Origin of the sequence: Streptomyces brasiliensis (assembly GCF_014647875.1) — a bacterium.
Classification (GTDB): domain Bacteria; phylum Actinomycetota; class Actinomycetes; order Streptomycetales; family Streptomycetaceae; genus Streptomyces; species Streptomyces brasiliensis.
This window is the reverse complement of sequence record NZ_BMQA01000006.1, coordinates 271,459-284,440: the sequence shown is the minus strand read 5'-3', so window position 1 is coordinate 284,440 and position 12,982 is coordinate 271,459. Positions and strand designations below refer to the sequence as shown.

Sequence of the window (12,982 nt, the reverse complement as noted above, 5' to 3'; positions counted from 1 at the left end):
TCCCTGCTCGATAGTTACTCGCGAGTTAAACAACAGCTCGAGCCATACCGTGAGTAAACCCAGCCGCACTGAGCCAGCCGCACTGCCGCGGGCCCCGGAGGATGTCGTGAGCGACACACAGACCCTGATCGAGAACCGTCCGCCGTCCGTGGCGGCCCTCTTCCTGGACCGCGTCGCGGCCACACCGGACGCCGAGGCCTACCGCTACCCCGTGCCCCCGGCAGCGGGCGCGGGCCCCGACGACTGGAAGTCGCTCAGCTGGGGGCAGGCGGCCGAACAGGTCTTCGCGATCGCGGCGGGCCTCATCGAACTGGGTGTGCAGCCCGAGCAGCGCGTCGCCCTGGCCTCCTCGACCCGCGTCGAGTGGGTCCTCGCCGACCTCGGCATCATGTGCGCGGGCGCGGCCACGACGACCGTTTATCCGCAGACCAACGCGGACGAGGCGGCGTTCATCCTCTCCGACTCCGAGAGCCGGGTGCTGATCGCCGAGGACGCGGCTCAGCTCGCCAAGGCGCAGGAGAGGCGCACCGAGCTGCCCGACCTCACCCATGTCGTCGTGATCGACGCGACCGGCGTGCAGACCGGCGGCGACGTGCTCTCCCTCGCCGAGCTGGAGCAGCGCGGCGCCGCCCACCTGGAGAAGAACCCCGAGCTGATCAAGGACCGGGTGGCGGCGATCACCAAGGACCAGCTCGCAACCCTGATCTACACCTCCGGCACCACCGGCCGCCCCAAGGGCGTGCGCCTGGCGCACGACAGCTGGTCGTACATGGCGAAGGCGATCGCCGGGACCGGGCTGATCAGCGCCGAGGACGTGCAGTACTTGTGGCTGCCGCTCGCGCACGTCTTCGGCAAGGTGCTCACCTCCGGCCAGATCGAGGTCGGTCACGTCACCGCCGTGGACGGCCGCGTCGACAAGATCATCGAGAATCTGCCGGTCGTGCAGCCGACGTACATGGCGGCCGTGCCGCGTATCTTCGAGAAGGTCTACAACGGGGTCGCGGCCAAGGCCCGCGCGGGCGGCGCCGCCAAGTACAAGATCTTCCAGTGGGCCGCCGAGGTCGCCCGCGAGTACGCCAAGGTCGGCCAGGACAACTTCCGCCGCACCGGCGCCGCGACCGTGCCGTTCGGCCTGTCCGCCAAGCACAAGGTCGCCGACGCGCTCGTCTACGCCAAGATCCGCGAGGCCTTCGGCGGCAATCTTCGCGCCTGCGTCTCCGGCTCGGCCGCGCTCGCGCCCGAGATCGGCTACTTCTTCTCCGGCGCCGGCATCCACATCCTGGAGGGCTACGGCCTCACCGAGTCCGCCGCGGCGTCCTTCGTCAACCCCGGCGAGGCCTACCGCACCGGCACGGTCGGCAAGCCGCTGCCCGGCTGCGAGGTGCGCATCGCGGACGACGGCGAGATCCTGCTGCGCGGCCCCGGCATCATGCAGGGCTACCACAAGCTGCCCGAGAAGACCGCCGAGGTCCTGGAGCAGGACGGCTGGTTCCACACCGGCGACATCGGCGAGCTGTCACCCGACGGCTATCTGCGCATCACCGACCGCAAGAAGGACCTCATCAAGACGTCCGGCGGCAAGTACATCGCGCCGGCCGAGGTCGAGGGCCAGTTCAAGGCCGTGTGCCCGTACGTCTCCAACATCCTGGTGCACGGCGCCGACCGGAACTTCTGCACCGCCCTCATCGCCCTCGACGAGCCCTCGATCCTGGAGTGGGCGAAGGAGAACGGCCTGGGCGGCAAGTCGTACGCCGAGGTGGTCGCCGCACCGGCGACCGTCGCCCTCATCGAGGGGTACGTCACCGAACTCAACGCGGGCCTGCAGCGCTGGCAGACCATCAAGAAGTTCCGTCTGCTCCCGCGCGACCTCGACGTCGAACACGGCGAGATCACCCCGAGCCTGAAGCTGAAGCGGCCGGTGGTGGAGCGCGAGTACAAGTCCCTGATCGACGAGATGTACGCGGGGACACGCGAGGCGTGACGACCGCACGGCCCCGGAACACCCACGGCGTTCCGGGGCCGTCGTGTGTCCGCGGCGCGGTGGTGTTCGGTTGCTCGGAGCCGGGCCGGTTTCTGTCCGAGTTCGAGCACGCGCGTAGCACTGTTCTCTCGTTTGGCGGCCCACTTCGGTAACTCGGTGCTTATGGGCGCGTTCGTTCTGTCACCATGTCGGCATCGACCGAGAGGTATTCGTCCGAAGTGCTCCGGGAGCCGGCCATGGGGGCCATACCCACGCAGCGGGAGACCGTTCCCGTGGTCTGCGACGCGCCCGCGCACCGTGGCGAGGGGGAGCGTGCGGAGATGTGCGCGACCCTGCCGGGGAGCCCCCTCGCGCCGGGTTCCGCGCGTGCCCTCGTGCGCAGCGCGCTGGCCGAGTGGACGGACCTCGGGCTCGTCGGCTCCGCGCGGCTCGCCGACGACGTCATGGTGACCGTCAGCGAACTCGTCACCAACGCCGTCGTGCACGCCGGTACCGACCTCGAGCTGGTCTGCCGCATCGAGCCCGGCACCGGCGCCCTCACCGTCGAGGTCACCGATCACCACCCGTCCCGCGCGCCGCGCGACAGCGCCGCCGAATCGCCGTACGAGACACCGGAGTTCGGTCGCGGGCTGCGCCTCGTAGCCTCCCTCGCCGAGGCCTGGGGCGTCACCTACCGCACGGGCGCCAAGACGGTGTGGGCGCGGCTGCCCGCCGAGGAGGGGACGGAGGCGGGCGGGTACGGCGGGGAGCGCGGGCTGGGACGTGAGCTGAAGGTCGCCGAGAATCTCGCGCCGGGGGCCAAGCGCGCCGAGCGGGACCGGGACTGGCTCGGCCGGGGCGCGCTGTCCTTCCTCGCCGAGGCCTCCGACCTGCTCGCCGGACAGCTCGACGAGAACCTGGTCGCCGCGCTCACCGGACAGCTGATCGTGCCGCGCCTCGCCGACTGGTGTGCCGTATGGCTGGAGGACGAGTCGACCCTGCGATGGGGGTCCCCCCGCTGGAGCGGAGCCGGAAGTGGGGGAGGCTGGACCGACGGCACCGCCGCGGCCGGGCCGCGGCTCGCCCGGGTCTGGCACGAGAGCGAGAACCGCATCGAGGAACTGCGCCGGGCCCTGGAGAAGGAGCCGCCGCGACCGCGGGACGGCGACATGGGGGTCCCCCCGTTCGAGCGCAGCCGGGAGTGGGGGCGGTCCGGGCCGGAGCCGTACCCGTGGCCCGGTGAGGCGCTCGGCCCGCACGGCACCGAGGGCGCCGCCCTCGCCTACCGGCTGATCGCGGGCGGCCGGCCGCTGGGCACCCTGGTCATCGGGCGGTGCGGGCTGCCGCGCTTTCCCGACGAGATCACCGGGCTCGTCGAGGACCTCGGCCGCCGTGTCGCGCTCGCGATCGGCGCGGCCCGCCGGTACGCCCGCCAGGCCACCATCAGCGCCGTCCTGCAGCGCGGGCTGCTGCCCGGAGCCGTCGCCCAGATCCCGGGACTGAGCAGCGCGCTCGTCTACGAGCCGTGCGACAAGGGCGGCCCGAGCGGCGACTTCTACGACCTGTTCCCGGCGGGCGACGGCCGCTGGTGCTTCGCCGTCGGCGACGTGCAGGGCAAGGGGCCGGAAGCGGCGGTCGTGATCGGCCTGGCCCGGCCCTGGCTGCGGCTGCTCGCCCGGGAGGGGTATCGCGTCGCCGACGTCCTCGACCGCCTCAACCAGCTCCTCCTCGACGACGCGACCGAGGCCGCCGACGCGGCGGCCCGTGCCCTGGTGGCCGCCGGCGGCCGGGCCGTCGCGTCCGCGGACCAGACCCGCTTCCTGTCCCTCCTCTACGGCGAACTGGTCCCCTTCGCGGGCGGCGTCCGCTGCACCCTCGCCTCCGCGGGACACCCGCTGCCGCTTCTTCTGGGCTCCGACGGCGAGGTCCGTACCGCCGCGCAGCCCCAGACGCTTCTCGGGGTCGTCGAGGACGCCACGTACACCGCCGAGACCATCGACCTGCGCTCGGGCGAGAGCCTGTTGTGCGTCACCGACGGGGTCACCGAGCGCCGCTCCGGCTCCCGCCAGTTCGACGACGGCGACGGGCTGGCGCAGGCGCTCTCCGGGTGCGCGGGGCTGAGCGCCGATCTGATCGCGGAACGGATCAGGCGACTGGTGCACGAGTTCGGCGGTCTGCCGCCCGAGGACGACCTGGCGCTGCTGGTGCTCCAGGCCGACTAGGCCCGTCCGTGCGGGACAATGGAGGACATGCCTTCCGCACTCCCCGACGGCGAGCCCGTCCCCGCCGACGGCGCGCTGCCCGCGTCCGCGCTCGCCGGGGCCGCCGGGCGCCCCCTCGGCTTCTACCTCCACGTCCCGTACTGCGCGACCCGCTGCGGTTACTGCGACTTCAACACATACACCGCCACGGAGCTGCGCGGCACCGGCGGCGTCCTCGCCTCCCGGGACAACTACGCGGACACCCTGATCGACGAGATCCGGCTGGCCCGCAAGGTGCTCGGCGACGACCCGCGCGAGGTCCGCACGGTCTTCGTCGGGGGCGGGACGCCGACGCTGCTGGCCGCCGCCGACCTCGTACGGATGCTGGGCGCGATCCGCGACGAGTTCGGCCTGGCGGCGGACGCGGAGGTCACGACGGAGGCCAACCCGGAGTCGGTCGACCCGGCGTATCTGGCGGCGCTGCGGGAGGGCGGCTTCAACCGGGTCTCCTTCGGCATGCAGAGCGCGCGGCAGCACGTGCTGCGCGTGCTCGACCGCACCCACACCCCGGGGCGCCCGCAGGCGTGCGTGGCGGAGGCACGGGCAGCGGGCTTCGAGCACGTGAACCTGGACCTGATCTACGGCACGCCCGGCGAGTCGGACGACGACTGGCGCGCCTCCCTGGACGCCGCGCTCGGCGCGGGACCGGACCACATCTCGGCGTACGCCCTGATCGTCGAGGAGGGCACACAGCTCGCGCGCCGCATCCGCCGGGGCGAGATCCCGATGACGGACGACGACGTCCACGCGGACCGCTACCTGATCGCGGAGGAAGTGCTGTCGGCGGCGGGCTTCGACTGGTACGAGGTCTCCAACTGGGCCACCTCCGAAGCCGCCCGCTGCCTACACAACGAGCTGTACTGGCGAGGCGCGGACTGGTGGGGCGCGGGCCCGGGCGCCCACTCCCACGTGGGCGGGGTGCGCTGGTGGAACGTGAAGCACCCGGGGGCGTACGCGGCGGCGCTGGCGTCGGGCCGAACACCGGGCGCGGGCCGCGAACTCCTCTTGGGGGAGGACCGGCGGGTGGAGCGGATCCTGCTGGAGCTGCGGCTGCGGGAAGGTGCCCCGCTGGACCTGCTGCACCCCGCCGGCCTCGCCGCCTCCCGCCGTGCCCTGGGGGAGGGCCTGCTGGAGACCGGCCCTTACGGCGAGGGACGTGCGGTGCTGACCCTGCGCGGGCGGCTGCTGGCGGACGCGGTGGTCAGGGACCTGGTCGACTGATCACCCGGCGGAGTGAATCACTGCGGAGCGCCGGTTCGGTCCCTAACCTGGTTCACAGGCTGCCGCCAAAAGTACGCGGCGGATGTGGAGGGCCACGGAGCTGACCGCTGTGGACGAGCGCGGGATGACCAAGTACTTCGAGGAGTTCGAGCCTCCCGAGGGGGTCAAGGCCGAGCTTCTCCGTGGGGTAGTCGTGATGACGGCCAGTCCTGACATCGTGCACAACCTGATCGTCGCCGATGTGCAGGACCAGATCCCGCGGCAGTACTTTGCCCGACTCCAGACCATGGACGTCGACATCGTCGGCGAGGCCAGCGAGCCGGTGCCGGACTTGGTGGTCGTGGAACGCGACGTCGTGCCCGGGTCGGGGCGCCCGTTGCCGTGCCGACTGGTCACGATGGTCGTCGAGGTCTCGTCCAAGTCCAGCGTCCACCAGGACTACGTGGTCAAACGGTCGATCTACGCGGCGGGAAGAGTGCCTGCATACCTCGTCCTCGACCCGATCATGGCGAAGTGTGTCCTGCTGACGAAGCCAGCGGGTGATGGTGAGGACGCCGACTATCTGAGCCAGGAGATCACCAAGTTCGGCAATTCGCTGCCGCTGGAGATTCTGGGCCTCGAACTGGATACGAGTGAATTCGGAACGTTCGCCGGCGTCAGGCCTCACCGCTACCCGTGACGAAGTCGATCAGCTCCTCCACCCTCCCCAGCAGTTCCGGCTCCAAGTCCTTGTAGGACCGCACCCGCGCCAGGATCCCCTGCCAGGCCGCACCGGTGTTTTCCGGCCATCCCAGCGTCCGGCACACCCCCGTCTTCCAGTCCTGGCCGCGAGGCACACGCGGCCACCCCGCGATCCCCAGGGACGACGGCTTCACCGCCTCCCAGATGTCGATGTACGGATGGCCGACCACCAGCGCGTGTCCGCTCGTCACCGACTGCGCGATCCGCCACTCCTTCGTGCCCGGCACCAGGTGGTCCACCAGGACGCCCAGCCGGGCGTCCGGACCCGGCGCGAAGGACGACACGATGGCGGGCAGGTCGTCCACGCCCTCCAGGTACTCCACCACCACGCCCTCGATGCGCAGGTCGTCGCCCCACACCTTCTCGACCAGTTCCGCGTCGTGCCGGCCCTCGACGTAGATGCGTCCGGCGCGGGCCACGCGCGCGCGGGCGCCGGGGACGGCGACCGAGCCGGAGGCCGTGCGGGCCGGTCGTGGCGGAGCACCCGACGACGGGCGTACGAGCGTGACCGCGCGGCCCTCCAGCAGGAAGCCACGTGGCTCGAGCGGGAACACCCGGTGCTTGCCGAAGCGGTCCTCCAGGGTGACCGTGCCGGCCTCGCAGCGGATCACCGCGCCGCAGAAGCCGGTGCCGGGCTCCTCCACCACCAGACCGGGTTCGGCCGGGACCTCCGGCACGGGCTCGGGCTTCTTCCACGGCGGGGTCAGGTCCGGAGAGTACTGGCGCATTCGGATGACGATAGGAGAAAGCGCGGCCCCGCGATCACGACACGCCGAAACGCGCCGCCAGCGCGTCCCGTTGCGCCCGTACGAAATGCGCGTCGACCAGCGCTCCGTGACCAGGCACGTACAGCGCGTCCGTGCCGCCCAGCGCGAGGAGCCGGTCGAGGGCCGCGGGCCAGCGCGACGGCACGGCGTCGGGACCCGCCTGCGGCTCGCCCGACTCCTCGACCAGGTCGCCGCAGAACACCACCTTCGGGTCGCCCGGCACCAGCACCGCCAGGTCGTCGGCCGTGTGACCCGGGCCCACGTCGGCCAGCAGCACCTGCCGGCCGCCGCCCAGGTCCAGCGTCCACTCGCCGGAGACCAGGTGGCGGGGCGGCGCCAGGGCGGCCGCCGCCTCGTCGGCCAGGTCCGCGGCCAGACCGTTGCGGACGGCGTCCGCGCGCAACTCCCCGCGCTCGTACGCGAACACCGCGTCCACCCCCACCGCCGCGTACACCTCCGCGTCCGGGAACGCCGCCGCCCCGAAGACATGGTCGAAGTGGGGATGGGTGAGCGCGACGTGCGTCACACCGTGGCCGGACAGTTCCTCCGCCCACGCCCGCAGCCGGGCGCCTTCGGCCAGACTCGACCCGGCGTCCACCACGAGCGCTGTACCCTCGCCGAGGACCAGCCCGGCCGTGCAGTCCCAGCCCGGCAGCCGGCACCGCCCGACCCCGGCGGCCACCCGCTCCCACCCCAGCTCTTCCCAAGTCACCGTCATACGGCGACGCTAGCCGTGACGGTCACCGCGCGGGACCAGCCTTGCCCGTGCCGTACCCCGCGGCCGTACACTGGGCCGGTAAGGCTGGCACTCGCACGCACAGAGTGCCAGGAAAGGCGCCAAGGGGACGACTTCTGGAGGTGTGCGCGATGCTGAGTGAACGCAGGCTCCAGGTGTTGCGCGCCATCGTCCAGGACTACGTCGGCACCGAGGAGCCGGTGGGATCGAAGGCGCTCACCGAGCGGCACAACCTCGGCGTCTCCCCGGCGACCGTCCGCAACGACATGGCGGCCCTCGAGGACGAGGGGTTCATCGCCCAGCCGCACACCAGCGCCGGGCGCATCCCCACCGACAAGGGCTACCGGCTGTTCGTCGACAAGCTCGCCGGCGTCAAGCCGATGACCGGCCCCGAGCGGCGCGCCATCCAGAACTTCCTGGACGGCGCCGTCGACCTCGACGACGTCGTGGCCCGTACGGTACGGCTGCTCGCGCAGCTCACCCGGCAGGTCGCCGTCGTGCAGTACCCGTCCCTGACCCGCTCGACCGTGCGGCACGTGGAACTCCTCTCGCTCGCCCCGGCGCGCGTGATGCTCGTGCTGATCACGGACACCGGCCGGGTCGAGCAGCGGATGGTGGACTGCCCGGCGCCGTTCGGCGAGACGTCCCTGGCGGATCTGCGGGCGCGGCTCAACAGCCGGGTCGCGGGACGTCGCTTCACGGACGTCCCCCGCCTGGTGGAGGATCTGCCGGAGGCCTTCGAGGCCGAGGACCGCGGCACGGTCTCGACGGTGCTCTCCACGCTGCTGGAGACGCTCGTCGAGGACAACGAGGAGCGGCTGATGATCGGCGGCACCGCCAATCTCACCCGCTTCGCACATGACTTTCCCCTCACGATCCGGCCCGTCCTGGAGGCGCTGGAGGAGCAGGTCGTGCTCCTCAAGTTGCTCGGGGAGGCCGGGGATTCGGGCATGACCGTAAAGATCGGTCACGAGAACGCCTATGAGGGACTCAACTCCACGTCGGTGGTGTCGGTCGGCTACGGTTCGGGCGGCGAGGCAGTCGCCAAGCTCGGCGTGGTCGGACCGACCCGCATGGATTACCCGGGAACGATGGGAGCGGTACGCGCAGTGGCACGGTACGTCGGACAGATCCTGGCGGAGTCGTAAGTGGCCACGGACTACTACGCCGTTCTCGGCGTGCGCCGCGACGCGTCGCAGGAAGAGATCAAGAAGGCCTTCCGGCGGCTCGCGCGCGAGCTGCACCCGGACGTGAATCCGGACCCGAAGACCCAGGAGCGGTTCAAGGAGATCAACGCCGCCTACGAGGTGCTGTCGGACCCGCAGAAGAAGCAGGTCTACGACCTCGGCGGCGACCCGCTCTCGCAGTCCGGCGGCGCCGGCGCGGGCGGCGGCTTCGGGGCCGGTGGCTTCGGCAACTTCTCCGACATCATGGACGCGTTCTTCGGTACGGCGTCGCAGCGCGGGCCGCGCTCGCGCACGCGCCGGGGCCAGGACGCCATGATCCGGCTCGAGGTCGAGCTGGACGAGGCGGCCTTCGGCACGACCAAGGACATCCAGGTCGACACGGCGGTCGTCTGCAACACCTGCAACGGTGAGGGTGCGGCGCCGGGCACGACCGCCCAGACGTGTGACATGTGCCGCGGTCGCGGTGAGGTGTCGCAGGTGACCCGGTCCTTCCTGGGCCAGGTCATGACCTCGCGCCCCTGCCCGCAGTGCCAGGGCTTCGGCACCGTCGTGCCGAACCCGTGCCCGGAGTGCGCGGGCGACGGCCGGGTCCGCTCCCGCCGCACCCTGACGGTCAAGATCCCGGCCGGTGTCGACAACGGCACGCGCATCCAGCTGGCCGGCGAGGGCGAGGTCGGGCCGGGCGGCGGTCCGGCCGGTGACCTGTACGTCGAGATCCACGAACTGCCGCACCCGACGTTCCAGCGGCGCGGTGACGACCTGCACTGCACGGTCACGATCCCGATGACGGCGGCGTCTCTCGGCACGAAGGTCCCGCTGGAGACGCTTGACGGCCTCGAGGAGGTCGACATCCGCCCGGGCACCCAGTCCGGCCAGTCGATCCCGCTGCACGGCCGGGGCGTCACGCACCTGCGCGGCGGCGGCCGGGGCGACCTCATCGTCCACGTCGAGGTCCTGACCCCGACGAAGCTCGACCCCGAACAGGAACGCCTCCTGCGCGAGCTGGCCAAGCTCCGCGGCGAGGAACGGCCGCAGGGCCAGTTCCAGCCCGGGCAGCAGGGCCTGTTCTCGCGGTTGAAGGATGCGTTCAACGGGCGCTGACACGGGCAACCCGGCTCGTTGATCAGCGCTCCATGCCGGTGGCCTATGCCAACGGAAGGGTGGATTCGGACTTGTTCGGGGGACGTGACAACATGCCGTCATGTCCTCCGCACTGACCGATCTCTTCCCACATCCGATCGTGCAGGCCCCGATGGCGGGCGGTGTCTCCGTCCCGCAGCTCGCCGCCGCCGTCTCCGAGGCGGGCGGCCTCGGCTTCCTCGCCGCCGGGTACAAGACCGCCGACGGCATGTACCAGGAGATCAAGCAGCTGCGGGGGCTCACCGGCCGCCCCTTCGGGGTGAACCTCTTCATGCCGCAGCCCGAATACGCCGACCGCGCGGCCGTCGAGGTGTACGCGCACCAGCTGGCCGGCGAGGCCGCCTGGTACGAGACCGACCTCGGCGACCCGGACAGCGGCCGCGACGACGGCTACGACGCCAAGCTCGCCGTACTCGTCGAGGACCCGGTCCCGGTGGTCTCCTTCCACTTCGGCGTCCCCAGCCGCGAGGTCATCGACTCCCTCCACCGTGTCGGCACCTCCGTCCTGGTCACCGCCACCACCGCCGAGGAGGCCCTCGCCGTGGCGCGGGCCGGCGCCGACGCGGTGATCGCGCAGGGCGTGGAGGCCGGCGGCCACCAGGGCACCCACCGCGACAACGCGGAGAACGACGACTCGGGCCTCGGCCTGCTCTCCCTCGTCGCCCAGGTCCGCGAGACCGTGGACATCCCGGTCGTCGCCGCCGGCGGCATCATGCGCGGCAGCCAGATCGCCGCCGTCCTCGCGGCGGGCGCGAGCGCGGCCCAGCTCGGCACCGCGTTCCTCGTCACCCCCGAGTCCGGCGCCGCCGACGTGCACAAGCAGGCGCTGACCAACCCGCTGTTCTCGCGTACGGCGCTGACCCGTGCCTTCTCCGGCCGGCCCGCCCGGGGTCTGGTCAACCGCTTCATGCGCGAGCACGGCCCGTACGCCCCCGCCGCCTACCCCGAGGTCCACCACCTGACGTCGCCGCTGCGCAAGGCCGCCGCCAAGGGCGCCGACGCACAGGGCATGGCGCTGTGGGCGGGCCAGGGACACAGGATGGCCCGGGACCTGCCCGCGGGACAGCTGGTGGAGGTGCTGGCCGCCGAACTCGCCGACGCCCGGACAGCGTTGTCGACCGGGGGCGGGCCGCGATGACGGCGCCGGTCTTCGTCGTCGAGACCTTCGACGCGGGGCGCGGGGGACAGTACGTCCTCGACGGCCCCGAAGGGCGGCACGCGGTCTCCGTGAAGCGGCTGCAGCCCGGGGAAGAGGTCGTCCTCACCGACGGCGCCGGGCGCTGGGCGGAGGGCGAGGTGGTCGCCACCGAGGGCAAGGACCGGCTGATCGTCCGTCTGACGTCGGTGGCCGAGGAGCCGCCGGAGTCCCCCCGGATCACCGTCGTCCAGGCCCTGCCCAAGGGCGACCGCGGGGAGGTGGCCGTCGAGACCATGACCGAGGTCGGCGTCGACGCGATCGTGCCGTGGCAGGCCGCCCGCTGCATCACCCAGTGGAAGGGCGACCGCGGCCTCAAGGCGCTCGGCAAGTGGCGGGCCACCGCCCGCGAGGCCGGCAAGCAGTCCCGCCGGGTCCGCTTTCCCGAGGTCGCGGACGCGGCGACGAGCAAGCAGGTTGCCGCGCTTCTCGCCGAAGCCGACTTCGCCGCCGTGCTCCACGAGAGCGGCGACACCCCGCTCGCCACCGCCGAACTGCCCGCCGAGGGCGAGATCGTGCTCGTCGTCGGCCCCGAAGGCGGTGTCTCCCCCGAGGAGTTGGCGCTCTTCGAAGAGGCGGGTGCGCGGGCGTACGTGCTGGGGCGTACGGTGCTGCGTACGTCGACGGCCGGGACCGTCGCCGCGGCCCTGCTCCTCGGGCGCACCGGCCGCTGGTCCTGACACCGAGGTTGGTCCTGACACCGGGGGAACACCGTGGAACTCGCCCGGATACGGCTGCTCGTCACCGACTTCGCCGCCTGCTACCGCTTCTACGCCGAGGTCCTCGGCCTCAAGCCGCAGTCCGGGGCGGTCGAGGGGCCGTACGAGAAGTTCAGTCCGCACGTCGGGTCCGCCGGGATAGCCCTGCAGGCCCGCGCGATGATGGCGGAGGTGCTGGGCGAACTCGGCGACACGGCGACGGGACACCGCTCGCTGGTCGTGCTGCGGGTCGACGACCTCGACACGTACTGCGAGCAGATCACCTCCCGCGGTGCCGAGCTGATCCACGGCCCGGCCGCCATGACCGACCGGATGCGGGTCGCCCATCTCAAGGACCCGGAGGGCAACCTCGTGGAGCTCCAGGAGTGGCTGCTCCTGCGTACCTGACGGCCCGTCCGGAGTGCCCCGCGAGCGTGACGTGCACGAACACTTGAGTGGCCGTTTGTGCCCTACCGCCACGTCCGCCGCGGTGGCAGGCTGCCCTGCATGGGGGCATTGAGGTGGATTCGGCGCCGTCCGCGGGGGACGCGTGCGGCGGCCATGGCGGGGCTGGCGGTGCTCACCGTGGGGACGGTCGTGGCGTGCGAGCCGGGCGGCCTGGGCTCGGCGACCGTCGCCTACACGACCGACAAGACGGCGACGGCCGAGTTCGAACGACGGAACGTCGACGTCCGCTGGCTCAGCTGCACCGGCACCTACGGCAGCAAGGCCTACACACCCGGCAAGACACCCTCGCCCGCCGAGACCACCGCCGTCTCCGTCGACTGCCAGGGGCAGACCACCGACAACCGGAAGATCACCGTCAAGGGCAAGATCACCCGGGCCGTGGACGGCGCGTGTGTGCGCGGCGACCTCACCGGCCGGGTGGGCGGCAAGATGTGGTTCCACGTCAGTGGGCTGGGCAACTGCGACGCCACGCCAACTCCCGTGTACGCACCACCCGTCACCCACCGCCCCTCGGGCGGGCAGCGGCCCGCTCCCACGGTCACCGTCACCCGGACCATCTGGTGCAAGGGCGACCCCACCTGCTGGCCCGTCTCGGGGAAGTGATCGGA

The 12,982-nt window shown here is 72.0% G+C and carries 12 protein-coding genes; 10 read left to right on the top strand and 2 right to left on the bottom strand.

What is annotated here, in order from left to right:
• The first annotated feature begins 106 nt into the window (after window positions 1-106).
• From IEZ19_RS12425 to IEZ19_RS12410, 4 genes are all read left to right on the top strand, one after another.
• Window positions 107-1,981: an AMP-dependent synthetase/ligase gene (locus IEZ19_RS12425; RefSeq protein WP_189311196.1), complete on the top strand. Its 1,875-nt coding sequence runs from the start codon at window positions 107-109 to the stop codon at window positions 1,979-1,981.
• Window positions 1,982-2,217: 236 nt separating this feature from the next.
• The gene (locus IEZ19_RS12420) at window positions 2,218-4,182 is read left to right on the top strand and encodes a SpoIIE family protein phosphatase (protein WP_189311195.1); all 1,965 of its coding nucleotides are present in this window, start codon (window positions 2,218-2,220) and stop codon (window positions 4,180-4,182) included.
• A 27-nt stretch (window positions 4,183-4,209) separates the two neighbouring features.
• Window positions 4,210-5,442 carry a radical SAM family heme chaperone HemW gene (gene hemW / locus IEZ19_RS12415; protein WP_189311194.1) on the top strand — a complete coding sequence of 411 codons (1,233 nt, stop codon included), beginning with the start codon at window positions 4,210-4,212 and terminating at the stop codon, window positions 5,440-5,442.
• Window positions 5,443-5,524: 82 nt separating this feature from the next.
• A complete protein-coding gene (locus IEZ19_RS12410) occupies window positions 5,525-6,121 on the top strand; it encodes a Uma2 family endonuclease (protein WP_189311193.1) in 597 nt (198 codons plus the stop codon).
• Here the strand turns inward: IEZ19_RS12410 and IEZ19_RS12405 are convergent.
• Both IEZ19_RS12405 and IEZ19_RS12400 read right to left on the bottom strand, forming a co-directional pair.
• Window positions 6,099-6,911 (bottom strand): DUF3097 domain-containing protein, encoded by an 813-nt coding sequence (locus IEZ19_RS12405; RefSeq protein ID WP_189311192.1) that lies wholly within the window; start codon window positions 6,909-6,911, stop codon window positions 6,099-6,101. The two genes, IEZ19_RS12410 and IEZ19_RS12405, sit on opposite strands and share 23 nt — an antisense overlap.
• A 34-nt stretch (window positions 6,912-6,945) precedes the next feature.
• Window positions 6,946-7,668, bottom strand: coding sequence for an MBL fold metallo-hydrolase (locus tag IEZ19_RS12400; protein WP_189311191.1), 723 nt, complete (start codon window positions 7,666-7,668; stop codon window positions 6,946-6,948).
• Between the two features lie 149 nt (window positions 7,669-7,817).
• Here IEZ19_RS12400 and hrcA point away from each other — a divergent pair, with 149 nt between their 5' ends.
• From hrcA to IEZ19_RS12370, 6 genes are all read left to right on the top strand, one after another.
• Window positions 7,818-8,834, top strand: coding sequence for a heat-inducible transcriptional repressor HrcA (hrcA, locus tag IEZ19_RS12395; RefSeq protein ID WP_189311190.1), 1,017 nt, complete (start codon window positions 7,818-7,820; stop codon window positions 8,832-8,834).
• Window positions 8,835-9,974, top strand: coding sequence for a molecular chaperone DnaJ (dnaJ, locus tag IEZ19_RS12390; RefSeq protein ID WP_189311189.1), 1,140 nt, complete (start codon window positions 8,835-8,837; stop codon window positions 9,972-9,974).
• Window positions 9,975-10,074: 100 nt separating this feature from the next.
• Window positions 10,075-11,151, top strand: a complete 1,077-nt coding sequence (locus IEZ19_RS12385) for a nitronate monooxygenase (protein ID WP_189311188.1) — start codon at window positions 10,075-10,077, stop codon at window positions 11,149-11,151.
• Window positions 11,148-11,888, top strand: a complete 741-nt coding sequence (locus IEZ19_RS12380) for a 16S rRNA (uracil(1498)-N(3))-methyltransferase (RefSeq protein WP_189311187.1) — start codon at window positions 11,148-11,150, stop codon at window positions 11,886-11,888. Before IEZ19_RS12385 ends, IEZ19_RS12380 begins: the two co-directional genes overlap by 4 nt.
• A 33-nt stretch (window positions 11,889-11,921) precedes the next feature.
• The gene (locus IEZ19_RS12375; protein WP_189311186.1) at window positions 11,922-12,314 is read left to right on the top strand and encodes a VOC family protein; all 393 of its coding nucleotides are present in this window, start codon (window positions 11,922-11,924) and stop codon (window positions 12,312-12,314) included.
• Window positions 12,315-12,467: 153 nt separating this feature from the next.
• Window positions 12,468-12,977, top strand: coding sequence for a hypothetical protein (locus IEZ19_RS12370; RefSeq protein ID WP_189311185.1), 510 nt, complete (start codon window positions 12,468-12,470; stop codon window positions 12,975-12,977).
• The last annotated feature ends 5 nt before the right edge of the window (window positions 12,978-12,982 follow it).

Excerpts from the sequence above, each read along its gene's own strand:
- IEZ19_RS12420 (WP_189311195.1), top strand. The coding sequence starts at position 2,218 with ATGGGGGCCATACCCACGCAGCGGGAGACCGTTCCCGTGGTCTGCGAC.
- hemW (WP_189311194.1), top strand. The coding sequence starts at position 4,210 with ATGCCTTCCGCACTCCCCGACGGCGAGCCCGTCCCCGCCGACGGCGCG.
- IEZ19_RS12410 (WP_189311193.1), top strand. The coding sequence starts at position 5,525 with ATGTGGAGGGCCACGGAGCTGACCGCTGTGGACGAGCGCGGGATGACC.
- IEZ19_RS12405 (WP_189311192.1), bottom strand. The coding sequence starts at position 6,911 with ATGCGCCAGTACTCTCCGGACCTGACCCCGCCGTGGAAGAAGCCCGAG.
- IEZ19_RS12400 (WP_189311191.1), bottom strand. The coding sequence starts at position 7,668 with ATGACGGTGACTTGGGAAGAGCTGGGGTGGGAGCGGGTGGCCGCCGGG.
- hrcA (WP_189311190.1), top strand. The coding sequence starts at position 7,818 with ATGCTGAGTGAACGCAGGCTCCAGGTGTTGCGCGCCATCGTCCAGGAC.
- IEZ19_RS12385 (WP_189311188.1), top strand. The coding sequence starts at position 10,075 with ATGTCCTCCGCACTGACCGATCTCTTCCCACATCCGATCGTGCAGGCC.
- IEZ19_RS12380 (WP_189311187.1), top strand. The coding sequence starts at position 11,148 with ATGACGGCGCCGGTCTTCGTCGTCGAGACCTTCGACGCGGGGCGCGGG.
- IEZ19_RS12370 (WP_189311185.1), top strand. The coding sequence starts at position 12,468 with ATGGCGGGGCTGGCGGTGCTCACCGTGGGGACGGTCGTGGCGTGCGAG.